22 protein-coding genes and 1 tRNA gene are annotated in these 22,380 nt (G+C 53.4%); 21 read left to right on the top strand and 2 right to left on the bottom strand.

The genetic code is table 11. The features are described 5' to 3' along the window. The first annotated feature begins 280 nt into the window (after window positions 1-280). The 9 genes from KNP72_RS02635 (at window position 281) to KNP72_RS02595 (ending at window position 7,948) form a co-directional block, all read left to right on the top strand. On the top strand, window positions 281-1,753 hold the full coding sequence (locus KNP72_RS02635; protein ID WP_251128817.1) for a tetratricopeptide repeat protein: 1,473 nt from the start codon (window positions 281-283) through the stop codon (window positions 1,751-1,753). A gap of 68 nt (window positions 1,754-1,821) precedes the next feature. Further along, window positions 1,822-2,775 (top strand): thioredoxin-disulfide reductase, encoded by a 954-nt coding sequence (gene trxB, locus KNP72_RS02630; protein ID WP_021065435.1) that lies wholly within the window; start codon window positions 1,822-1,824, stop codon window positions 2,773-2,775. Between the two features lie 125 nt (window positions 2,776-2,900). Then, complete coding sequence (rapZ, locus tag KNP72_RS02625; RefSeq protein WP_021065436.1) at window positions 2,901-3,773, top strand: RNase adapter RapZ; 873 nt, start codon at window positions 2,901-2,903, stop codon at window positions 3,771-3,773. 1 nt (window position 3,774) lies between these two features. Then, window positions 3,775-4,770, top strand: a complete 996-nt coding sequence (locus tag KNP72_RS02620) for a gluconeogenesis factor YvcK family protein (RefSeq protein WP_214717742.1) — start codon at window positions 3,775-3,777, stop codon at window positions 4,768-4,770. A gap of 31 nt (window positions 4,771-4,801) precedes the next feature. Beyond that, entirely contained in the window at window positions 4,802-5,755 is a 954-nt protein-coding gene (whiA, locus tag KNP72_RS02615; RefSeq protein WP_021065438.1) for a DNA-binding protein WhiA, read from the top strand. 87 nt (window positions 5,756-5,842) lie between these two features. Beyond that, the gene (locus KNP72_RS02610; protein WP_021065439.1) at window positions 5,843-6,079 is read left to right on the top strand and encodes a hypothetical protein; all 237 of its coding nucleotides are present in this window, start codon (window positions 5,843-5,845) and stop codon (window positions 6,077-6,079) included. Window positions 6,080-6,174: 95 nt separating this feature from the next. Then, window positions 6,175-6,690 (top strand): DUF2179 domain-containing protein, encoded by a 516-nt coding sequence (locus KNP72_RS02605; protein ID WP_021065440.1) that lies wholly within the window; start codon window positions 6,175-6,177, stop codon window positions 6,688-6,690. Window positions 6,691-6,753: 63 nt separating this feature from the next. After that, window positions 6,754-7,194, top strand: a complete 441-nt coding sequence (locus KNP72_RS02600) for a hypothetical protein (RefSeq protein ID WP_214832004.1) — start codon at window positions 6,754-6,756, stop codon at window positions 7,192-7,194. Window positions 7,195-7,252: 58 nt separating this feature from the next. Then, window positions 7,253-7,948 (top strand): MerR family transcriptional regulator, encoded by a 696-nt coding sequence (locus KNP72_RS02595; protein ID WP_214832003.1) that lies wholly within the window; start codon window positions 7,253-7,255, stop codon window positions 7,946-7,948. A 42-nt stretch (window positions 7,949-7,990) separates the two neighbouring features. Here the strand turns inward: KNP72_RS02595 and clpP are convergent, their stop codons facing one another. Both clpP and KNP72_RS02585 read right to left on the bottom strand, forming a co-directional pair. Then, on the bottom strand, window positions 7,991-8,566 hold the full coding sequence (gene clpP, locus KNP72_RS02590) for an ATP-dependent Clp endopeptidase proteolytic subunit ClpP (protein WP_021065442.1): 576 nt from the start codon (window positions 8,564-8,566) through the stop codon (window positions 7,991-7,993). Window positions 8,567-8,717: 151 nt separating this feature from the next. Beyond that, window positions 8,718-8,790: transfer RNA gene (locus KNP72_RS02585), tRNA-Arg, on the bottom strand. Between the two features lie 123 nt (window positions 8,791-8,913). On the opposite strand from KNP72_RS02585, the gene KNP72_RS02580 reads away from it, so the two are divergent. The 12 genes from KNP72_RS02580 (at window position 8,914) to KNP72_RS02525 (ending at window position 22,331) form a co-directional block, all read left to right on the top strand. After that, window positions 8,914-10,056 carry an RNA polymerase factor sigma-54 gene (locus tag KNP72_RS02580; protein WP_214832002.1) on the top strand — a complete coding sequence of 381 codons (1,143 nt, stop codon included), beginning with the start codon at window positions 8,914-8,916 and terminating at the stop codon, window positions 10,054-10,056. A 1-nt stretch (window position 10,057) separates the two neighbouring features. Continuing rightward, entirely contained in the window at window positions 10,058-10,315 is a 258-nt protein-coding gene (locus KNP72_RS02575) for a glutaredoxin family protein (RefSeq protein ID WP_021065444.1), read from the top strand. A 109-nt stretch (window positions 10,316-10,424) separates the two neighbouring features. Then, window positions 10,425-11,453 (top strand): sugar-binding transcriptional regulator, encoded by a 1,029-nt coding sequence (locus tag KNP72_RS02570; protein ID WP_021065445.1) that lies wholly within the window; start codon window positions 10,425-10,427, stop codon window positions 11,451-11,453. A gap of 59 nt (window positions 11,454-11,512) precedes the next feature. Continuing rightward, window positions 11,513-12,520, top strand: a complete 1,008-nt coding sequence (gap, locus tag KNP72_RS02565) for a type I glyceraldehyde-3-phosphate dehydrogenase (protein WP_021065446.1) — start codon at window positions 11,513-11,515, stop codon at window positions 12,518-12,520. Window positions 12,521-12,618: 98 nt separating this feature from the next. Further along, window positions 12,619-13,803, top strand: a complete 1,185-nt coding sequence (locus tag KNP72_RS02560) for a phosphoglycerate kinase (RefSeq protein ID WP_214832001.1) — start codon at window positions 12,619-12,621, stop codon at window positions 13,801-13,803. 18 nt (window positions 13,804-13,821) lie between these two features. Then, window positions 13,822-14,574 carry a triose-phosphate isomerase gene (gene tpiA, locus KNP72_RS02555; RefSeq protein ID WP_131437841.1) on the top strand — a complete coding sequence of 251 codons (753 nt, stop codon included), beginning with the start codon at window positions 13,822-13,824 and terminating at the stop codon, window positions 14,572-14,574. Beyond that, a complete protein-coding gene (gene gpmI, locus KNP72_RS02550) occupies window positions 14,575-16,113 on the top strand; it encodes a 2,3-bisphosphoglycerate-independent phosphoglycerate mutase (RefSeq protein WP_214832000.1) in 1,539 nt (512 codons plus the stop codon). A gap of 39 nt (window positions 16,114-16,152) precedes the next feature. Beyond that, window positions 16,153-17,445 (top strand): phosphopyruvate hydratase, encoded by a 1,293-nt coding sequence (eno, locus tag KNP72_RS02545; protein ID WP_021065450.1) that lies wholly within the window; start codon window positions 16,153-16,155, stop codon window positions 17,443-17,445. A 383-nt stretch (window positions 17,446-17,828) separates the two neighbouring features. Then, the gene (locus tag KNP72_RS02540; protein WP_214831999.1) at window positions 17,829-18,626 is read left to right on the top strand and encodes a phosphotransferase; all 798 of its coding nucleotides are present in this window, start codon (window positions 17,829-17,831) and stop codon (window positions 18,624-18,626) included. A 256-nt stretch (window positions 18,627-18,882) separates the two neighbouring features. Next, window positions 18,883-19,764, top strand: a complete 882-nt coding sequence (gene galU / locus KNP72_RS02535) for a UTP--glucose-1-phosphate uridylyltransferase GalU (protein WP_214831998.1) — start codon at window positions 18,883-18,885, stop codon at window positions 19,762-19,764. Between the two features lie 21 nt (window positions 19,765-19,785). Further along, a complete protein-coding gene (locus tag KNP72_RS02530; RefSeq protein ID WP_251128859.1) occupies window positions 19,786-20,994 on the top strand; it encodes a glycosyltransferase family 4 protein in 1,209 nt (402 codons plus the stop codon). Continuing rightward, window positions 20,991-22,331, top strand: coding sequence for a glycosyltransferase (locus tag KNP72_RS02525; protein WP_214717719.1), 1,341 nt, complete (start codon window positions 20,991-20,993; stop codon window positions 22,329-22,331). The genes KNP72_RS02530 and KNP72_RS02525 overlap by 4 nt, the downstream gene beginning before the upstream one ends. Window positions 22,332-22,380 lie beyond the last annotated feature (49 nt).

The raw sequence follows: 22,380 nt of genomic DNA, 5'->3' as shown, positions 1-22,380 counted from the left end.
AAATCATTTTGAGATCAAGACATGTCCGTCCTCATAAAATTACTAGAGCGGTATCACTTTTTTTAAAGGGGATGCCGCTTTTTTGTGTCTGTGGGCGCTGACACAAAACCCTCATATTTTTGTCAAAAAGCATTTAGTGGACCTAGCAAAATATATTCATTATAGAAGGAATATAGTCCCGATTTTTTTTAAGTTTTTCAGTTGCCCTCACTGAATGAGTGCGGTATTCTTAACCCTGCAACTAAAAAAAGATTTAGAGATGATGTGGAGGATTTAGAATATGGAAGCGAACTATGAAGCAGTAATGACGCTACCCGAACCAGAATCTCCGCTCGCCGCGGAGCTCCACTACTATAGAGGTCGTCGTGCGTTACGTGAAGGTCGCCTAGATGAAGCGACTTTTTTCATGGCTGAAGCCACTGCCGCTGCAGCCCACCGCGTCGACTATCACAAACAGTACGCTGAACTGTTATTTGAAGTAGGGGAGATCTACCACGCCAATGACGTGTGGAAACGGGTGCTTGAACTCGATGAAACGTCAACAGAGGCCTTATATCACCTTGCGAGCAACTGCGCCTATATCTCTTTATATGAAGAAGCAGCGATGTATGCAAACCGCTACCTCGAAGTCGAGGCACACGGACGCTACGCGGACTCGGTCCAATCCCTGTTAGAACTGATTGAACTCGAACAAGAACTCGAGGATGACGAGGAAGACGAGCTGATCACGTGGCACACCGAGGCCCAACAGCATATCGACAAAGGCCGCCTGTTCGCAGCCAAGTCGACGCTCGAACGGTTAATCGATCGCTATCCGCGCTTTTGGCCGGCGTTCAACAACTTGGCCGTCGTCAATTTTTATCTCGGCAACGATGAAGCGGCGTTCGAGACGCTCGAGTACGTGCTCGATGAGAACCCGGGCAACTTGCATGCGCTCTTGAACACGATTCTGTTGCTGCATGAAGCCGGACAATCGGACGCGGCGCTCCAACTGTCGGTCCCGCTGACACGTGTCCGTCCGCTCCAGTTCGATTTACGCTACAAACTCGCCACGACGCTCGCGCTCGTCGGTCAATATGACCGCGCGTACGAAGAACTCCGCCTGTTGAAGGAACGCGGATTCCGTGGGGATTCACTGTTCGGGCATTGGCTCAGCGTATCCGCCTACAAGACCGGGCGTCTTGAAGAAGCGGCTACCTATTTGAACAGTGACGAGTTGAAACGATTCGAAGAGAAGAGCCCGTACGACATCCGCGACAATCTCGAGTTCCGTTCGGCGCTCGTTCAAGGATTGCGCCAAGAAGAAGACGCGGCTCGAATCGAGATTATCCGAATCATCTCGAAGCTCGCCGATGACGAGGCGTTCGAAGCGCTCGCATTGACGAGCGGCATCACCGACAACGAGACGGTAATCGCGTTCGCCGAGAAGTGCCGCGCCGAGATTTGCCAGGCCCCGTTCACAGGCGACGTCCGCATCGCTCGGGCGTATGACGCGCTCCTGCTCGCCGAGACGGAAGTGTCGGAAGCAGAACAGATGAGCCTCGACGGCGACTTTTATGAACGGTTCGCGCTCTTGCTGCTCGCCGGTGCATCATTCGAGGACACAACGGCATCGGCCGCTGCCCTCGTCTGGATGTTCTATGCGAAACGGGACGCTCTCGTCCTCGACGACTGTGCCGACGCGTTCGGTATCGATGTCGCGACGCTCACGGAGACGATCCGTTCGTTCAAACAGACACTCGAACAAGCATAAAGATAGACGATACCTCCCTAGGTTTCTTATACTGAAGTCAATCAATTTCATGCAGAGGTGGAATCATTATGACAGAAGAAAAAATCTATGACGTCATTATCATCGGGGCCGGCCCAGCCGGAATGACGGCGGCACTCTACGCGTCGCGTGCCAACTTATCGACACTTATGATCGAACGCGGCATCCCAGGTGGACAGATGGCGAACACGGAAGATATCGAAAACTATCCGGGCTATGACAGCATCCTTGGCCCAGACTTGTCTCAAAAAATGTTCGACCACTCGAAAGCGTTCGGTGCGGAGTACGCCTATGGCGACGTCCAAAGCATCTCGGACGAGACAGAGTATAAAGTCGTCCACGCCCACAACCGCGACTATAAAGCGCGGGCGATCATTCTCGCCTCAGGCGCGCAATACAAGAAAATCGGTGTCCCGGGCGAAGAAGAGCTCGGCGGCCGCGGTGTCTCGTACTGTGCGGTCTGTGACGGAGCGTTCTTCAAAGGCAAGAACTTGTTCGTCATCGGTGGCGGTGACTCGGCAGTCGAAGAAGGCGTGTTCTTGACGCGCTTCGCTGACAAAGTCACGATCGTCCACCGTCGCGACGAGCTTCGCGCGCAAAAGATTCTTCAAAAACGGGCGTTCGACAACCCGAAAATCGACTTCATCTGGAACCACACGCTCAAAGAGATCGTGGAAGCAGATGGAAAAGTCGGTGGGGCGCGTCTCGTCAGCACGGTCGACGGGACCGAGTCGGACCATGAGATCGACGGCGTGTTCATCTATATCGGCATGAACCCGATCACTGGTTTCGTCAAAGACCTCGGCATCACGAACGAGCAAGGCTATATCGTCACGAACGAAGCGATGGAGACGACAATCCCTGGGATTTTCGCAGCCGGAGACGTTCGCGACAAGACGCTCCGTCAAGTCGTCACCGCGACGAACGACGGATCGATCGCTGCTCAAAACGCGCAACATTATATCGAGGGACTCCTCGAGGCGTTGCACGAACAAAACGCGTGACTAGAGACAGAAGGGATTGCGGGCGACCGCAATCCCTTCTCTTTTTTTCAGGCGTTCGTTATACTAAAGACAGAAGAGAGCTACACACACGGCTCGGTTGTCAATTTTAAGGGGGCGTCAGTGACATGGAAGACTTTAAAGGATTAGAAGAATTGATTATCATCAGCGGGATGAGCGGGGCCGGGAAATCGGTCGCGATGAACAGCTTTGAGGACCTCGGCTATTTTTGTGTCGATAACTTGCCGCCGGTGCTATTGCCGCAATTGATTGACGTCATCAGCTCGGTCCGACCGAAAATCGCCGTCGCCATCGATACGCGCACGCGTGACTTCATCGACAGCCTGTTCATCGTCATCGACGATTTGGAACAGAAGAACGTGCATCCGCACTTGCTCTACCTCGACACACGGGACGAAGTGCTCGTACGTCGCTATAAAGAGACGCGCCGGTCGCATCCGCTCGCCCCGGAAGACGCGCCGCTCGTCGGCATCGGTCTCGAGCGCTCGTTGCTCGAAGGATTCCGGGACCGCGCCCATACGCTCTATGATACGACCGACTTGAAGCCGCAGATGCTCAAAGACCGCATCTTGCTCCAATTCAACGAGGAACGGATCCCGTTCACGGTCAACTTCATGTCGTTCGGGTTCAAGCACGGCGTCCCGCTCGATATCGATTTGTTGTTCGACGTCCGTTTCATCACGAACCCGTTCTATATCCCGGAGCTCCGTCCGCTCACCGGGCAGACGGAAGAAGTCCAGAATTACGTCATGTCGCACCCCGAGGCGCGGGCGTTCTATAAGAAACTGATCGACATGCTCGAATTCCTGTTGCCGCAGTATAAGCGCGAAGGGAAGACACAAGTCGTCGTCGCCTTCGGCTGTACAGGCGGTAAGCACCGTTCGATCACGTTCGCCGAGAAAGTGTCGGCCCATTTCGCGGAGCGCTATAACGTCAAGACCGTCCATCGCGACCTCGCGCATGCGACGAAGGAGAAATAAGATGAGACGCGACAGAAAAGTTACGGCCATCGGTGGCGGTACGGGCCTCTCAACGCTCGTACGAGGCTTGAAACACTATCCGCTCGATATTACGGCCATCGTCACGGTCGGGGACGACGGGGGCAGCTCGGGACGCCTCCGGGATGAGTTCCACATGTTACCGCCGGGCGATATCCGGAACGTCATCCTCGCCTTGTCCGAGGTCGAACCGCTCATGGACAAGATTCTGCAATATCGGTTCGACAGCGGCTTTGGGCTCGAAGGCCACTCGCTCGGCAACCTCATGCTGACGGCGGCGACGCACATCTGTGAAGGCTCGTTCGTCAAGGCGGTCGACGTCTTGTCGCAGCTGTTGAACGCCCAGGGCAAGGTGCTCCCGGTGACGGAGACGCTCATGACGCTCGCGGCCGAGTTCGAGGACGGGACGATCGTCAAAGGCGAATCGAAAATCCCGCTCGTCGAAAAACCGATTAAACGCCTATTCTTGCTCGAAGAGGGCATCAAGCCGGCGGCAGGTGTCGTCGAGGCGATTGAGGACGCGGATTTGATCGTGCTCGGACCAGGGAGCTTATATACGAGTATCATCCCGAACCTGTTGATTCCGGAAGTGCGCGACGCCATCGTCCGCTCCGGGAAGCCGGTCGTCTATATTTGCAACGTCATGACGCAGCCGGGCGAGACGAAAGGGTACGACGCGATGAAGCATTTGAAATCGATTGAGGCGTATCTCGGCAAGTCGACGGTCGACACGATTGTCGTCAATAACGAGCCAATCGAGGACATCTACTTGGAGCGTTACCTCGAGGACGGCTCGGAAGAGGTCCGTTTCGATCGCAAGAAGCTTCGGAACTATGGCACGAACGTGCTCGCCGGTGACATCGTCGACTATAACCGCGATTACATCCGCCACGACTCGGACGCCATCGCCGGCCTCGTCATGCAGCGCGTGTTGCGCATCAAGAAACCACGCTCGTTCCAAGAGCTCGAGCTGAAATAAGTTGTGATTGAACAGAAAGGAGGGGACTGACATGAGCTTTGCCTCTGACGTCAAAAAAGAACTGACGCAACTCGTTGTGACCGATGCCGAGGCGAAAGCGGAACTGTCCGCGCTCGTCCGGATGAACGGGGTCATCTCGCTCGCCTTAGGGCGGGGGATGACGCTCGACGTCTCGACCGAGAACGCCGCCATCGCACGCCGAATCTATTCCCTCATGAAACGGCTGTACGACCATCATCTCGATTTGTTCGTACGGAAGAAAATGCGGTTGAAGAAGAACAACGTCTATATCGTCCGGGTCGCCCAGCGCGCCGAGACGATGTTGAAGGACCTCGAGATTCTCGGGGAGAACTACGAGATGATTCGGACGCTCAACTCGGATATGACGCGCGACGAGAATCTGGCCCGGGCGTATTTGCGCGGGGCGTTCCTCGCCGGCGGGTCGATTAACCATCCGAAGACGTCATCGTATCACCTCGAGGTGTACAGCCTGTACGAGAACCATAACCAGGCGCTCCGCGACCTCGCCAACCGCTTCGGCTTGAACGCGAAGACGCTCGAGCGGAAGAAAGGACATATCCTCTACATCAAAGAGAGCGAGAAAATCTCGGACTTCCTGAAACTCGTCGGCGCAACGCGCGGCATGCTCGACTTCGAGGATGCACGCATCATCAAGGACATGCGCAACTCGGTCAACCGGCTCGTCAACTGTGAGACGGCGAACTTGAATAAGACGGTCGGGGCGGCACTCCGCCAAGTCGAGAACATCAAGTTCCTCGAGCGCACGGTCGGACTCGAAATCTTACCGGTCAAACTCCGGGAAATCGCCGAACTCCGAGTCACTCATCAAGACGTCTCGCTCCAAGAACTCGGCGAGATGCTTGAAACGGGACCGATTTCGAAGTCAGGAATCAACCACCGGCTCCGTAAAATCGACCAGATCGCGGACAAGGTGCGCAACGGTGAAGAAATCAGCTCATCGTGACGTTGGTTGCGCCAAAACCATTCTTCCTATATAATTAGCAATTGTGTATAGGACTTTAGAAATGTAACTTAAAGGAGCTTCATGATTATGTCGAATGCAAAGAAAAGAATCTCGCTCACGATTGACGCTGACTTAGACCAGGTCATCACGGAGCGTGCGAAACAAATCGGAATCCCGAAAAGCGCCCTCGTCACATTCGCGACAAGCCTCTTCCTCAACCAATTGCGGGCCGAAGAAGTATTGTCAGGCGACACGAATGCCATCTATCAGGTCATCCGTAAAGACTATGAACTGCTCACGAGCGTTGATAACTTAGACAAATAATCGCGAAAGGCTGACTCCGGTCAGCCTTTTTTGGTTGCATCCCGCCCTGAAATTTGGAATAGTGGTTATATTGAATTCGAATGGAGGTCGTTCCAATGGGGCAAATCTTGCTCATCCTAGTATTACAACTCGTCTATGTACCGGTGCTGACGCTTCGTACCATCATGCTCGTCAAAGGAAAAACGATGATTGCGGGGCTGTTCGGTACGCTTGAGACGCTTATCTATATCTTCGCGCTCGGCATCGTGTTCCAAGATTTGACGACGCTCGGGATGATCGTCTATGCGGTCGGCTTCGGGCTTGGGATTCTCGTCGGCGGTTACGTCGAGCGGAAGCTTGCGATCGGCTACAACATGATTCAAGTGCATACGCAAGAGTTCCCGGCCGAGCTCATCCAGAAGATGCGTGACAGCGGCTACGGGGTGACGCACTACCAAGGTCAGGGACGTGACGGCATCCGCTATCGTCTCGATGTCTTGGCAGCGCGGACACGGATGAAAGATTTGCGCCAAATGGTCGAGGAGTATGAACCGAAAGCGTTTCTCGTTGCTTTCGATCCAATCGACTTCAAAGGCGGCTATATGATGAAAGGGCTCCGACGCCCGAAATGAACGGGACGACTCGCGGAAGTGGGTCGTTTTTTTCGTGGAACGGGGAATAGACGTACAAAGGGGATGAGCGGGTTGAGACGAAAAGTATTATGGATTGTCGTGATTGGGTTGCTCGTGGTCGGCGGGATTTTATACGCCACCTCGTTTTGGAAGTCGGGGACGTCGGTCAAACCACCGCTCCCGACGGTCCGGGTCGGAACCGTGACCGCGGAAGTGAAACAGTCGACGTACTGTTGGTCGGATGGGGGCGAGGCGGTATGCGAGGACCACGGTTTGCCGGAGGCGGATGACCTGCAGCTCGTGCCGGTCGAAGCGGGTGCCGAGATTGATGTCGAGTTCCACGCCGAGCCGTCGAACGCCTCGTTCCATCAACTCGTCGATGGGGAACTTGTCCCGGCTGAACCGGTCGTGCCAGACGAGCCGGGCGTTTATGTATTCGAGACGGGCGGGGATTGGCCGCAAGGCGATAGCCGCTATGTATTCGGGGTCGAGGTCAAAGAATAAAGATGTTGACCTGTCCGCTACGGCCGGCTTTATGATAAACGAGAAGGGGGGAACGCCAATGATTCAAATCGGAAAAGTGGTCCATCTAACGGGGTTGTCCACTAAAGCAATCAAATGGTATGAAGCAAAAGGACTTGTCCAACCGACTCGTTTAGAGAATCAGTATCGGTTATACGGGATGGAAGAAATAAGGCGCCTGAACGAAATCAAGTTACTACGTCAAATGGGCATCTCGCTCGAACAAATTCAAGCGGCAGAAAGTGTGAGCGGGTTACTCGACAGCAGACTTGATGAGGTTCAACGTGAGATCGAGGCGTTGCGACAAGTCGAGCAACAAATTAAATGGATGCAAACAGGGGGAGATTCAATGAAAGTACGTTATGAGAAGTGGGACCAACCGAAAATCGTAAACGGCTATGTATCCGAACTCACCAAAATCCCATTCGTTTGGGAAAAACTGCAACCAGAGCTGACAACAGACGAATCATATGGCATCTGTTTAGCGAAAGAAGAAGCCTATTTAGCAGGGATGACTAATCCTGTGACAGGTAAAGACGGAAGACAGGTTGAACTGTCGGCAGGACGGTATCTTGTCGCCACGGTCGAAGGGGGAATTCCAGCTATCCCTACGACATATAATCAACTTCTAGCATTGCCGGATGTAACGTTGCGAGATGCACTCGATTTTGAGCGCTATATTCATGGACAAGACGGAGCCGACGACTTGATTGAAATTTGGTTGCCCGTCCAATAACAAAGAAGTGCCTTTCCCGAAGTCGGGAAAGGCACTTTTGGATTAACGCGTCATGACTTTGTCGATGAGACCGTAGTCTTTCGCTTGTTCAGCTGACATGAAGTAGTCGCGCTCTGTGTCGCGCTCGATGACTTCAAGCGGCTGGCCTGTGTTATCAGCCATGATTTGGTTCAATTTCTCACGCATCTTGATGATGCGCTCGGCATGGATTTTGATATCCGATGCTTGACCTTGCGTACCGCCGAGCGGTTGGTGAATCATGATCTCCGCGTTTGGAAGCGCGAAGCGTTTGCCTTGTTCACCGGCTTGGAGCAAGAAGGCACCCATCGATGCGGCCATTCCGATACAAATCGTCGACACGTTCGGCTTGATGAAGTTCATCGTGTCATAAATCGCCATTCCGGAAGTGATCGAACCACCCGGGCTGTTGATGTAAAGTGAGATGTCCTTATCTGGGTCCTCGGCTGCAAGGAAGAGAAGCTGGGCGACAATCGAGTTGGCGACGTTGTCGTCGATTGCACTTCCGAGCAAGATGATGCGGTCCTTGAGCAAGCGTGAGTAAATATCGTACGCGCGTTCCCCGCGACCTGTTTGTTCGATAACTGTTGGAATTAACATTGAATCTGCCTCCTTTATGTAGGTTGTAAACATATCATACCGCTATAGTCAATGTTGGTCAAACGATAGTCATCGTTTTTGACCTATTCCACGGTTTGACGATTCTAAAACGACAAAAGAGGCCAGGCATATGCCTGACCTCTTGCTGTGATACACCCGGAGAGATTCGAACTCCCGACACCTGGCACCGGAAACCAGTGCTCTATCCCCTGAGCTACGGGTGCATGTTCTCTGACACGATTTATTATACATTTGTTTTTTTAAAAAAGCAATCCTGTTCGGCTCACTTTTTTTTGAGCGCGATTTCCCGCTGTTCGATACAATAGGAAGCGAGAGGGGTGTGACCGATGCAACGGCAAGAACAACAACAACTTCAAACACAACAGCTGACCCAGGACATGGTTCGGCGGCTGCCGATTCTCGAGGCGGACCGGACCGCGATCGCCTTTCAGCTCGGCCGATTGGCTCGACGCAATCCATGCATCGCCACGGGGAGCGGTGCGGTCGAATGGGTGGCCGATACGGCTAGTGGGTTCGAGGAGCGATTGTTCGAGCAAATCGAGGAAGGGAGCGGGACCGAGTCCCAGCGTTCGCTCCAGAAACGGCTCGTCCTCGCGCTCGACCATCGCGGTCTACTACCGGAGAGCGACTTCGTGCTCGCCCATCGTTTCGAGGTCGATGTGGCGGACATTGAGGCGGCGCGCCAGGCGCTCTTGTTTCTAGAACCGACAGGGATCGGGGCAAAGAATGAGCACGACTGCCAATATCGGCATGCGATTGAACATGACGATCCACTCGTCTTGGACGTGTTCGAGGCGCTCGACGCGCACCTTGACGACATCCCGGGACGACTCGACATCTCGGATGCCGAGTACGAACGGGTGACGCGTATCGTAGCGACACTCCCGAAGACGCCATTATTATATGAAGGAACCGAACACGTCGTTCCGGAACTTGAAGTCGTCCGTCGTGACGGTGAGCTCGTGACGACATGGTTCAGCCCGACGCTCGATGCGGCTCGGGTCGGGGACGATCGCGAGGCAAAATGGTGGCATGAGACGCTCGAGATGCGGAACGCGACGCTTCGATTGGTATGGGCCGTCATCGCCGAACGCCAACGCGATTGGTTGGACGGGAAGCTCATCTTGCACCCGTTGACGCGAAAAGAAGTCGCCGAACAAATCGGCAAGCACGAGTCGACCGTCGGCCGGGCGATTCAAGGCAAGTACGTGACGACCGAAGGCGGCGTGATGGCGTGGCGTCACTTTTTCGTCCGGGCGACGCATGGGCAATCGCCGTTCATGGTGAAGAAGGCACTCGCCAAACTGATTCAACAAGAGACGTCGCCGCTGAGCGATGCCGCACTCATGCGCGAGCTGGCAAGGCTCGGCTATACGGTGACACGACGGACCGTGGCGAACTATCGGGAGGCGCTCGGTTTTGGAAACTCGCGAGAGCGGGAACGACAACTATGGAAAGGAGGGGACTGACATGGTCCTGACGTTATACCGCCGTGCTAACTGTTCGCTCTGCGAGGAGGCGCTCGTCATGCTCGAATGGCTCATGGAAGACTATCCGTTCGAGCTCGAGCAGATCGACATCACCGGCAACGAAGAACTTGAAGCGAAGTACTTGTTTGAGATCCCTGTCGTCTTACACGAGGGGCGTGTCATTAGTCAAGGTCGATACGATGACAGTAAAGTTGAAGATTTTGTTAAGTATACGCTTACATCGAAAAAAAACGTTTGAAGGGGTTGCAAGACGGAAAGGTGATTGATAAGATGAAGTCGTAGCGGTGGGACGCAAATATAAAAGTGGGACAAAAATTGTCCATGCTTTAAGTCGAGGGGGAATGAGTATGATCCAGCAGCTGATTCAAGTTCAGAAGCAAATCGTTCCCGACATGCTCGATACGCTCCGACATCGTTACGATATCTTACATTATGTCCGTTTGATGCAGCCGATCGGCCGCAGGACATTGGCCACAAGCCTCGGGCTGACGGAACGAATCCTAAGACGAGAAGTCGACTTCTTGAAAGACCAAGGTCTATTGATGGTCGCTACTCAAGGTATTTCCCTTACGGAATCGGGCCGAAACGTTCTCCGGGACTTGCACGAGGTCATGGGAGAGATCCTAGGCATCTCGGAAGTTGCACGAGAACTCGAGCGCAAACTAGGCGTTCGCCAAGTCGTCATCGTACCGGGTGATTCCGACGAGACGTTCTGGGTCCAGCGAGATATCGGTCGGGCCGCCGTCACGCAACTGAAAGCGAGACTGGCACCGGACGACAATATCATCGCGGTCACAGGCGGGACGACGATGGCATCGGTTGCGGCCATGATGTCGCCCGATAAAAAAGAACGGCCGATGCATTTCGTGCCGGCACGCGGTGGACTCGGAGAGACGCTCGAGTTACAGGCGAACACCGTCTGTTCTCGGATGGCCGACCGCGCCCATGCCGACTATCATTTACTCCACATTCCGGACGAGGTTTCGCAAGAGACATTCGAGCGGATGGTGGAGGAACCTAGCATTAAAAATGTACTGGAAATGATTAGAGCGGCGCGAATTGTGGTACATGGAATTGGTGAGGCGGAAACGATGGCGAAACGCCGTCACGCGTCACCAGAGCATTTGCGGATGATCGAACGGCACGATGCCGTCGCCGAAGCGTTCGGATATTATTTCAACGCGGAAGGTGAAATCGTGCACCGGGTCAAGACGGTCGGGATCCAATTGGAGGAGCTCGACGACATGGACACCGTCATCGCTGTCGCCGGAGGAAAGTCGAAAGCACAGGCGATCGCCGCATATGCGAAACACACGCCGAACATCATCCTCGTCACAGACGAAGGTGCGGCAACAGAATTATTAACTCGTTATTAAAGAGTTGACCCCCGTTGGCTCTTCAATAAATAGCTTCTACCCTAAGGAGGAAATTAACTATGGCAGTAAAAGTTGGTATTAACGGATTTGGACGTATTGGTCGTTTGGCATTCCGCGAGATCATCAAAAACGAAGGAATCGAAGTTGTTGCAATCAACGACTTGACTGACACGAAGATGCTTGCTCACCTTCTCAAGTACGACACGACTCAAGGTCGTTTCGACGGAGACGTTGAAGTACACGACGATCACTTCCTCGTAAACGGCGAGAAAGTCATCACACTTGCTAACCGTAACCCAGAAGAACTTCCATGGGGCGAGCTCGGTGTTGACATCGTACTCGAATGTACTGGATTCTTCACAGACAAAGAAAAAGCGGAGCTTCACTTGAAAGCTGGCGCGAAAAAAGTTGTCATCTCGGCTCCAGCTACAGGTGATATGAAGACTGTCGTTTATAACACAAACCACGACATCCTCGATGGTACAGAGACAGTAATCTCTGGTGCTTCATGTACGACAAACTGCTTGGCGCCAATGGCTAAAGTTCTCCAAGACCAGTTCGGAATCATCGAAGGTCTTATGACAACAATCCACGCTTACACAGGCGACCAAAACACGCTTGACGCTCCACACCCGAAAGGCGACTTCCGTCGTGCGCGTGCGGCAGCAGCTAACATCGTACCGAACACAACTGGTGCGGCTAAAGCAATCGGCCTCGTTATCCCAGAACTTCAAGGTAAACTTGACGGTGCGGCACAACGTGTACCAGTTGCTACAGGTTCACTCACAGAGCTCGTAACAGTTCTTGAGAAAACTGTATCTGTTGACGAAATCAACGCAGCAATGAAAGCAGCAGCGAACGAGTCTTACGGTTACACTGAAGACGAAATCGTATCTTCTGACATCGTCGGAATCACTTACGGTTCACTCTTCGATGCAACACAAACTAAAGTAATGACAGTTGGCGACAAGCAACTCGTTAAGACAGTTTCTTGGTACGACAACGAAATGTCTTACACTGCACAATTGGTTCGCACACTCAAGCACTTCGCTGAAATCGCGAAGTAAGTTCGTGAACTAAATAGAATCAAATAGGAGCGGAAACAAGAGATTGTTCTCCGCTCTATTTATGAAATTGACACGCACGACATATGGAGGCGAAGGTTATGAACAAACAGTCTATTCGTGACATCGATGTAAAAGGGAAACGCGTCTTTTGCCGCGTTGACTTCAACGTTCCACTCAAAGATGGCGTCATTCAAGATGAAACGCGGATTCAAGCGGCACTTCCAACGATCAAGCACTTGATCGACGGCGGCGCGAAAGTCATTTTGGCGAGCCACCTCGGCCGTCCAAAAGGCGAGAAGAACCTCGAGTTCTCACTCGCACCGGTCGCTACACGTCTCGCTGAACTTCTCGGCAAAGAAGTACCCCTCGTCGAAGAGGCGTACGGTCCAGTCGCAGAAGAAGCCGTTTCAAAACTTGGTGAAGGTGACGTCGTCGTTCTCGAGAACGTCCGTTTCTACCCTGGTGAAACGAAAAACGATCCAGAACTCGCGAAAGGTTTCGCGGCACTCGCTGATATCTTCGTCAACGACGCGTTCGGTGCGGCTCACCGTGCCCACGCTTCGACAGAAGGCATCGCGCAAAACGTGGACCACGCGGTGGCTGGTCTCTTGATGGAGAAAGAACTTGAAGTCCTCGGCAAGGCACTCTCGAATCCAGACCGTCCGTTCACGGCGATTATCGGCGGATCGAAAGTTGCTGACAAGATTGGGGTCATCGACCACCTTCTTGACATCGTTGACACACTCATCATCGGTGGCGGTCTCTCGTACACGTTCTCGAAAGCACTCGGGCACGAAGTCGGAACGTCACTCCTTGAAGAAGACAAGCTCGACCTCGCTCGTCAGTTCATGAAAAAAGCAGAAGACAAAGGCGTGAAGTTCTTGATGCCGGTCGACTGTGTCATTGCGAAAGAATTCGGCGAAGAGACATACGTCGGACCAGTCGATATCGACTCGATCCCTGCGGATCACATGGGTCTTGATATCGGACCGAAGACAGTCGAAATTTACGCAGAAGCGATTCGCGAATCGAAACTTGTCGTTTGGAACGGACCGATGGGCGTATTCGAACTCGATAAGTACGCCAACGGAACGAAAGGTGTCGCTCAAGCACTCGCAGACAGCGACGCATACTCAATCATCGGTGGTGGTGACTCAGCCGCGGCAGCAGCCAAGTTCGGCCTTGCTGACCAAATGAGCCACATCTCGACTGGTGGCGGCGCTTCACTCGAATTCATGGAAGGCAAGAAACTTCCAGGCGTCGAAGCGTTGAACGACAAGTAAAACAGAGGAGGGTTATCGATGCGTAAACCGATTATTGCAGGTAACTGGAAAATGAACAAAACACTCTCGGAAGCCGTCGCTTTCGTAGAGGAAGTTAAAAACAATATCCCGTCAACGGACAAAGTTGACGCGGCGATTGGTGCACCAGCAGTATTCTTGGCCCCAATGGTAGAAGCGGCTAAAGGATCGAACTTGAAACTCAGTGCACAAAACATGTACGACAAAGACAGCGGGGCATACACAGGCGAAATCAGCCCGGCCATGGTCGCTGACCTCGGCGTGACATATGTCATCCTTGGACACTCAGAGCGTCGCGAATACTTCGGCGAATCAGATGCATTCATCAACAGCAAAACGAAAAAAGCGTTCGAACACGGTCTTACGCCAATCGTTTGTGTCGGTGAGACATTGGAAGAGCGCGAAGGCGGCAAGTTCGAAGACGTCATCAAGACGCAAGTCGAAGGTGGCCTCGCGGACCTCTCAGCTGACCAAGTCAAACAACTCGTCATCGCGTATGAGCCAGTTTGGGCAATCGGCACTGGTAAATCAGCGGACGAAGCAGATGCGCAAAGCTCATGCAAATATGTTCGTGACGTGGTAAAAGGTCTTTACGGTGAAGACGTGGCGGCTGCGGTTCGCATCCAATACGGCGGTTCTGTAAAACCTGAGAACATCAAGGAGTATATGGCACAAGAAGACATCGACGGCGCACTCGTCGGCGGTGCTTCACTTGAAGCTGCTTCGTTCCTCAAGTTGTTGGAGGCGATTTAAATGGCAAGACCAGTCGCCCTCATCATCTTGGATGGTTTTGGAATGCGGAACGAGACGTTCGGTAATGCGGTCGCTGCGGCGAACAAACCGAACTTCGACCGCTTCTGGGAGCAGTATCCACATACGCTCTTGAACGCGAAAGGCGAGTACGTCGGCCTTCCGGAAGGTCAGATGGGGAACTCGGAAGTCGGTCACTTGAACATCGGTGCCGGCCGGGTCGTCTATCAGTCACTTTCACGCGTCAACAACGCCATCAAAGACCGTTCACTCTTCGACCGCCAAGCGATGAATCACTTGGCCGGACATGTGAAAAAGTATGATTCGAGCCTCCACATCATGGGCCTCGTCTCAGACGGTGGGATTCACTCTCACATCAACCACATGTACGCCATCGTCGAGTTCGCAAAACTCCACGGCATTGAAAAAGTTTACATTCACGCTTTCACGGACGGCCGTGACTGTGATCCGAAATCAGGCGCTGGCTTCCTCGAACAGACGGAAGCGAAGCTCGCTGAACTCGGACTCGGTCAAGTCGCTAGCGTGTCTGGACGTTACTATGCCATGGACCGCGACAACCGTTGGGAACGCGTCGAGAAAGTATACGACGTGCTCGTCAACGCGAAAGGCGAAGTCGGCACGAATGCAGTCGACGTTCTTAAACAGTCGTATGCAGACGGCTTGACGGATGAATTCGTCTTACCGACGGTCATCGAAAAAGACGGTCAGCCGATTGCGACGATCAAAGACAACGACGCAATCATGTTCTTCAACTTCCGTCCGGACCGGGCGATCGAACTTGCGAAAGTGTTCAAAGAGAAGACCGGCTTCAAAGGCTTCGAACTTTCGAGCGCACATCCAGAGAACATCTTGCTCGTCTCGATGACGAAATTCTCGGATGCAATCGACTCGGACATCGTCTTCCCACCAGAAGATTTGAAAAACACGCTCGGTGAGACTCTCGCCGCGCAAGGGTACAAACAGCTCCGCGCTGCGGAAACTGAGAAATACCCGCACGTCACGTTCTTCTTGAACGGACAACAAGAAACACCGTTCGAAGGTGAAGATCGTTTCCTCGTACCGTCACCAAAAGTGGCGACGTACGACTTGAAGCCGGAAATGAGCGCATACGAACTCACGGAAGGTCTTCTCGAACGCATCGAATCGGACACGTATGACACGTATATCATCAACTACGCGAACCCGGACATGGTCGGCCATTCCGGTATGCTCGAACCGACGAAGAAAGCTGTCGAAGTCGTCGACGAATGCCTCGGTAAAGTAGTGGACGCACTCATTGCCAAAGGCGGCGCGGCGATCATCACGGCGGACCACGGGAACGCTGACCTTGTCACGAACCCGGACGGCTCACCGATGACGGCCCACACGACGGAACCAGTACCATGTATCGTCACGAAAGAAGGGGTGGAACTGAAACCAGTTCTAGAAGGCGCTTTGTGCGACCTCGCCCCGACGCTCCTTCACCTTCTCGGTGGAGAGCAACCGGCTGAAATGACCGGCACATCAATCGTCACGAAGTAACTCAAAAAAAACTTTCCAAACAAAAAGGAGCGAATTTTCATGTCAATGATTACAGAAATTTACGCACGCGAGATTTTGGATTCACGCGGTAACCCAACAATCGAAGTAGAAGTCTTCACAGAAGACGGCGGTTTCGGCCGTGCCCTCGTCCCTTCAGGCGCATCTACTGGTGAGCACGAAGCAGTTGAACTCCGTGATGGCGACAAGTCACGTTACCTTGGTAAAGGCGTACTCAAAGCCGTTGCTAACGTAAACGACACAATCGCACCAGAACTCATCGGCTACGATGTATTCGACCAAAACGCACTCGACAAGAAAATGATCGAGCTCGACGGTACGAAAAACAAAGGTAAACTCGGCGCAAACGCGATCCTTGGTGTCTCTATGGCAGCAGCACACGCAGCAGCAGACGAGCTCGGCCTTCCACTTTACACGTACCTCGGTGGATTCAACGCGAAGACGCTTCCAACTCCAATGATGAACATCATCAACGGTGGTTCGCACGCTGACAACAACGTTGACTTCCAAGAGTTCATGATCATGCCTGTTGGCGCGCCAACGTTCCGCGAAGCGCTCCGCATGGGTGCAGAAGTATTCCACGCCCTCAAATCAGTTCTTTCTGGTATGGGTCTTAACACAGCTGTCGGTGACGAAGGTGGTTTCGCACCAAACCTTAAGTCTAACGAAGAAGCGATCACAGTTATCCTTGAAGCGATCGAAAAAGCTGGTTACAAAGCTGGCGAAGACATCTACCTCGCAATGGACGTTGCGTCTTCTGAGTTCTACGACAAGTCGACTGGCAAGTACGAACTCGCTGGCGAAGGCAAGTCAATGACAACTGCTGAGCTCGTAGACTTCTACGCTGAGCTCGTAAGCAAGTACCCAATCATCTCAATCGAAGACGGTTGCGACGAAAACGACTGGGACGGCTTCAAATTGCTCACTGACAAAATCGGTGACAAAGTTCAGCTCGTTGGGGATGACCTCTTCGTAACGAACACTGAGAAATTGGCTGAAGGTATCGAAAAAGGAATCTCGAACTCGATCCTCATCAAAGTTAACCAAATCGGTACGCTCACAGAAACATTCGACGCAATCGAAATGGCTAAAAAAGCTGGTTACACAGCTGTTATCTCACACCGTTCTGGTGAAACAGAAGATGCGACGATCGCGGACATCGCTGTTGCGACAAACGCTGGTCAAATCAAAACTGGTTCGCTTTCGCGTACAGACCGTATCGCGAAGTACAACCAACTTCTCCGCATCGAAGACATGCTCGGCGATGTAGCGAAATACGACGGGATCAAGTCGTTCTACAACCTCAAAAAATAATTGATTGTTTCAGGTCCGCCTCGTGCGGGCCTGTTTTTTTTGTTGGTGGATCAGACGTTCATCAGACGGTGGGACGCTTTCCTGGGGTGATGCGGATGCCTCCGCAGCGCATGCGCGCTTTACGGGGTCATCCTTGCATCACTCTCCCCAAGGAGTCGCCCACCGTCTGATTCAGTCGCGCGCCAATCTATCGTCTTGCAGGATTCGACAATGGGTGTATGTATATTCCGAGATTCGCCTGTCCGCGCGGCAGCGATGCTTTCTGCAGGGAATCTACAGTGCCGCTTGGACGGGGCGCGAACGCTCCGTGTCGAGGCTCATGGTCATCGGTACCCCTTGTTGCGGTATACTGAACGTGACTGATGAAGAGTAGGGGGGATTAGATGGACCGATCAAATGAGCAAGAGGAGAGATTGCATGGCGGGAACGTGTCGACCGTCTATAAAAAAGGGAATCATGTCTATCGTACATTGAAAGACGGCAGTGAACACATCCATCGATTGTTAACGCACTTAGAGGCGAAGGGGATATCGGGCGTGCCGCGATTTGTCGGAGTGGATGAACAGGGCCGAGAGGTGTTGACGTATCTCGAAGGCGAGACGGCCGATTATCCGTTGAAAGCCTACATGTGGTCAGATGAGGCGATTCAAGACGCCGCTCGATTGATGCGCCGGCTGCATGACGCGACAGCGGGTGTCGCGTGGCCATCGGATTGGCAACCGCTCGACCATACGCCACAACCGTTTGACGTGATTTGCCACAACGACTTCGCCGTCTACAATACGATTTTCCATGACAGGAAAGTGGCAGGGATCATCGACTTTGATTTGGCGGCGCCCGGACCACGTGCCTGGGATATCGTCTATGCGCTCTATACGTTCGTCCCGCTCAGCCGGCGTCATCAAGCCGAGTCGGGAGACGTCGTCCACTATGAGGCGGAGCGCGATGATGTGAGATACAAACGACGAGTCGCGTTCTTCTTAAAAGCTTACGGCTGGGAAGGGGCGACAGCGGGGTTGTTGGACATACTGCTGTTGCGGATTGAGGCGCTCTATCGATTAATCGAACGGAAAGCGGCAGAAGGGGACATCGCTTTCCAAACGATGCTGGATGAAGGACACCACACGCACTATCAAGCAGAATATCGTTTCATCGAGGCGAACGGCAAGAAGTGGTTTTGAGAAAGGATGGAAGTCGAGCGCTTGCCGACCATTCATTCCGGGAATAAATTAGTGTAGGTGAAAGGAGGCGTTCGTCATGATGATCAGCGGTTTTCTCCTTCTTCTCATCGCGCTCGGTGTCGGTGGTTGGTTCCTGTATAAGTATATGGACGACCGGAAATGGTCGTGACGTGCGTCACGGCCGTTTTTTTGTGTGCGTGAACGCTAGGAAATTGGGTATAATCATCAGATACAGCATAAAAAAGGAGAGACGTCCATGACACGCGTACGGAAAGCCATCATCCCGGCCGCCGGGCTCGGCACCCGCTTCTTGCCGGCGACGAAGGCGATGCCAAAAGAGATGCTCCCCATCGTCAACAAACCGACGATTCAATTCATCGTGGAAGAAGCCGTCGCTTCCGGCATCGAGGACATCATCATCGTGACCGGGAAGAACAAGCGCGCCATCGAGGACCATTTCGACCGGGCCATCGAGCTCGAACAGAATCTCGAGTCAAAAGGCAAGACCGAGCTCCTCGAGTCGGTGCGGCACTCGTCGAACCTCGCCAACATCCATTACATACGGCAACAGGAGCCGAAAGGGCTCGGCCACGCGATTTGGTGTGCCCGCAAGTTCATTGGCGACGAACCGTTCGCCGTCCTACTCGGGGACGACATCATCGAGGCGGACGTGCCGGCGACGAAGCAGTTGATCGACCAATACGAGCAGTATGAGCGTTCGATTATCGGGGTGCAGCGCGTCCCGTATGAAATGACGAATCGATATGGTATAATTGACCCGCTTGCCGTCGAAGGGAAGCTGATTCCGGTCCGGACGTTCGTTGAGAAGCCGGCCGTCGGAGAGGCCCCATCGAACCTTGCCATCCTCGGCCGTTACATTTTGACGCCGGACGTCTTCGAGACGTTGTCGGCGCAAGAAATCGGGACGGGAGGCGAGATTCAACTGACGGACGCCATCGCCCGCTTGAACGAGGGGGAGACCGTCTTCGCCTATGAATTTGACGGGCGCCGCTATGACGTCGGGGAACCGATCGGCTTCATCGAAGCGACGATCGCCCACGCACTCTGCGACCCAGATTTAAAAGCCAACGTCCACACGCTGTTGAAGCGCTTCGTGGACGAACTCGAACAACAGTAAGGTGTGTTACTTTTGAAAACAATGTTAATGGTCTGTCAAAACTATTATCCGGAGATCGGCAGTGCCGGGAACCGGATGCAAAATATTACGCATCTCATGAAAGAACGTGGCTACGAGGTGGAGGTCATCACGGCCGCCCCGTCGTATCCGAACTTCAACTTGTATAAAGACGACCGCTTCTGGAACGACAAGGAGCTGAACAAGCAACCGTTCATCAAGCGTCTCATCACGAAGAAGCGCAAGCATACGTCGAACATGGTGAGTCGGCTCGCCTTGTTTTTGGAACAGATGATTAAAGGCGTCGCCGCCGTCCAAAAGCTCGACTCGAAACCGGATGTCGTCTTTGCGACGACCCCGTCTTTTTTTATGGCGTTCGTCGGTGTGTATGCGAAACGCAAATACGGCGTCCCGTTCATCTTGGACGTCCGTGACCTCTGGCCGGAGTCGGTGAAAGGCGTCGGCGTGTTCAAACACGATTGGATGCTCGCCCCGGCGTTTTGGTTTGAGAAGCGGCTATATAAGGCGGCCGATGAAATCATCATCAACTCGGAAGGGTTCCGCAGCTATCTGCGCCAACGTGGCGTCGACAACGACATGATTCACTATATGCCGAACTCGATTCGAGAGAGCGAGCGCAACCTCGAGCGGACCGTCCCCGAGGACGACCGGATGGAGATTCTGTACGCCGGGAACATGGGTCTCGCCCAAGACGTATCGCTCTTGCTCGAACTTGCGGAGCGGTTCCGTGACGAGCCGCGCGTCCATTTCAAATTGATTGGCTACGGATACCGGAAGAACGAGTTGAAAGACATGATTAAAGCCCGCGGTTTCAAGAACTTCCTCTTCCTCGAGGCGATGCCTCGGACGGAGGCGTTCCAAGCCATCAAGAACGCGGATGTCGCGTTCGTCAGCCTGATCGAGCAAGAAGTGTTCGATACGGTCATCCCGGGCAAACTGATCGATTATATGGCGGTCGGCAAACCGATCGTCGCGGCGGTGTCAGGCCATGCGGCGAATGTCATCGAAGCGGCCGAGGTCGGTTACGTGTCACGGAAGCGTGACATCAACGAAATCGAGCTCATGCTCCGGAAACTGCTCGAACGTCCCGAGTTGCGTGAGAAGTACGGCGTGAACGGGATCCGTTATGTGAAAGACAATCTGTGTTGGGAAAACAACATACACGTCCTCGAAGACGTGATAGAAAAAGTAACGATGGAGGAAACACGATGAAGTCAGTATGTATGTTTGTATGGAACCATTTTACGAATGATGCGCGCGTCTTGCGCGAATGCTCGGCGCTCGCCGAGGCGGGCTATGAAGTCGATTTGATCGCGCTCCAAGACCCGAAAAATCCGTCGCTCCCGAAAGAGGAGATGCGTCCGGAAGGATTCCGCGTCATCCGCGTCAAACGGCAGCCGTCGATTCTCGCCAACGGGATGAAGGCGCTCAAATCGGTCCGCACATGGGTCAGCGCGAAGAAAACGCGTCAACTCGGTGCCGGACTCGTCGGCGCGGGACTGCTCGTCCTCGCACCACTGACGATGCTCGGACTCGGTGCGGCAGCGGGTGCGATTTTGTTCCCACCGGTGCGTAAAAACATCGTCAACGCGAGCGCGATGCTCGAGATGGTGTTCACTTCGACGAAGAAGTCGTACGATTTCTATCACGCCAACGACTTGAACACGCTCCCGCAGGCATTGATCGCCGGGAAACTCGTCAACAAAGGTAAAATCGTCTACGATTCGCACGAAGTCCAGACGGACCGGACCGGTTACGGTTATATCCAAAGTAACCTCGAAGGCTGGCTGTTGCCATACGTCGACTCGATGATGGTCGAGAACCACACGCGCGCGGCGCACAACGAGGAGCTCTACGGCTTCTATCCGTACGTGCTCCACAACTATCCGTTCTATCGTCCGCTCGACTTCACGCTCCGCAAAGACTTGCATGCGCTCCTCGACTTGCCGAAAGATGAAAAGATACTCTTGTACCAAGGCGGCATTCAAGCCGGCCGCGGACTCGAGCAACTCATCCTCGCCGTCAAGGACTTCAAGGAAGGCACGCTCGTCATGATCGGGGACGGGAAACTGAAGCCGGTGATTAAACAGATGATCGAGGACGAAGGCGTCAGCGACCGCGTCAAGATGATTGACAAAGTACCGGTCGAGGCGTTACCGTACTATACGATGAACGCGTATCTCGGTTTCCAAGTGTTGAACAACGTCTGCTTCAACCACTACTCGGCGTCATCGAACAAGCTGTTCGAATATTTGATGGCCGAAGTACCGGTCGTCTCATGTGACTTCCCGGAAATCGAACGTGTCGTCGCCGGCAACGACGTCGGTGTCGTCGTCGATTCGCACGACCCACAATCGATCGCCGAAGGCGTCAACCGCCTGCTCGACGATCAAGCACTCTACGCCCGTGTCAAAGAGAACACGAAGACGGCGCGTGAGCAATATAACTGGGATTTGGAAAAAGAGGCACTCTTGAACGTCTACACGAACGTCGTGGACCGCAAGTTGCCGATTATGAAAGACGGTGCGCCAAAGCCAGTTCAACAGTAAGACTTAGACTGCGGCTTTGTGCCGCGGTCTTTTTTATATGGAAGGGGGA

Origin of the sequence: Exiguobacterium sp. s152, assembly GCF_018618335.1 — a bacterium.
GTDB lineage: Bacteria > Bacillota > Bacilli > Exiguobacteriales > Exiguobacteriaceae > Exiguobacterium > Exiguobacterium chiriqhucha.
This window is presented reverse-complemented; position numbering and strand designations above follow the sequence as displayed.

Bases quoted from the DNA above. Each gene is read 5' to 3' on its own strand.
- KNP72_RS02635 (WP_251128817.1), top strand. From the start codon at position 281: ATGGAAGCGAACTATGAAGCAGTAATGACGCTACCCGAACCAGAATCT.
- trxB (WP_021065435.1), top strand. From the start codon at position 1,822: ATGACAGAAGAAAAAATCTATGACGTCATTATCATCGGGGCCGGCCCA.
- rapZ (WP_021065436.1), top strand. From the start codon at position 2,901: ATGGAAGACTTTAAAGGATTAGAAGAATTGATTATCATCAGCGGGATG.
- KNP72_RS02620 (WP_214717742.1), top strand. From the start codon at position 3,775: ATGAGACGCGACAGAAAAGTTACGGCCATCGGTGGCGGTACGGGCCTC.
- whiA (WP_021065438.1), top strand. From the start codon at position 4,802: ATGAGCTTTGCCTCTGACGTCAAAAAAGAACTGACGCAACTCGTTGTG.
- KNP72_RS02610 (WP_021065439.1), top strand. From the start codon at position 5,843: ATGTCGAATGCAAAGAAAAGAATCTCGCTCACGATTGACGCTGACTTA.
- KNP72_RS02605 (WP_021065440.1), top strand. From the start codon at position 6,175: ATGGGGCAAATCTTGCTCATCCTAGTATTACAACTCGTCTATGTACCG.
- KNP72_RS02600 (WP_214832004.1), top strand. From the start codon at position 6,754: ATGAGCGGGTTGAGACGAAAAGTATTATGGATTGTCGTGATTGGGTTG.
- KNP72_RS02595 (WP_214832003.1), top strand. From the start codon at position 7,253: ATGATTCAAATCGGAAAAGTGGTCCATCTAACGGGGTTGTCCACTAAA.
- clpP (WP_021065442.1), bottom strand. From the start codon at position 8,566: ATGTTAATTCCAACAGTTATCGAACAAACAGGTCGCGGGGAACGCGCG.
- KNP72_RS02580 (WP_214832002.1), top strand. From the start codon at position 8,914: ATGCAACGGCAAGAACAACAACAACTTCAAACACAACAGCTGACCCAG.
- KNP72_RS02575 (WP_021065444.1), top strand. From the start codon at position 10,058: ATGGTCCTGACGTTATACCGCCGTGCTAACTGTTCGCTCTGCGAGGAG.
- KNP72_RS02570 (WP_021065445.1), top strand. From the start codon at position 10,425: ATGATCCAGCAGCTGATTCAAGTTCAGAAGCAAATCGTTCCCGACATG.
- gap (WP_021065446.1), top strand. From the start codon at position 11,513: ATGGCAGTAAAAGTTGGTATTAACGGATTTGGACGTATTGGTCGTTTG.
- KNP72_RS02560 (WP_214832001.1), top strand. From the start codon at position 12,619: ATGAACAAACAGTCTATTCGTGACATCGATGTAAAAGGGAAACGCGTC.
- tpiA (WP_131437841.1), top strand. From the start codon at position 13,822: ATGCGTAAACCGATTATTGCAGGTAACTGGAAAATGAACAAAACACTC.
- gpmI (WP_214832000.1), top strand. From the start codon at position 14,575: ATGGCAAGACCAGTCGCCCTCATCATCTTGGATGGTTTTGGAATGCGG.
- eno (WP_021065450.1), top strand. From the start codon at position 16,153: ATGTCAATGATTACAGAAATTTACGCACGCGAGATTTTGGATTCACGC.
- KNP72_RS02540 (WP_214831999.1), top strand. From the start codon at position 17,829: ATGGACCGATCAAATGAGCAAGAGGAGAGATTGCATGGCGGGAACGTG.
- galU (WP_214831998.1), top strand. From the start codon at position 18,883: ATGACACGCGTACGGAAAGCCATCATCCCGGCCGCCGGGCTCGGCACC.
- KNP72_RS02530 (WP_251128859.1), top strand. From the start codon at position 19,786: ATGTTAATGGTCTGTCAAAACTATTATCCGGAGATCGGCAGTGCCGGG.
- KNP72_RS02525 (WP_214717719.1), top strand. From the start codon at position 20,991: ATGAAGTCAGTATGTATGTTTGTATGGAACCATTTTACGAATGATGCG.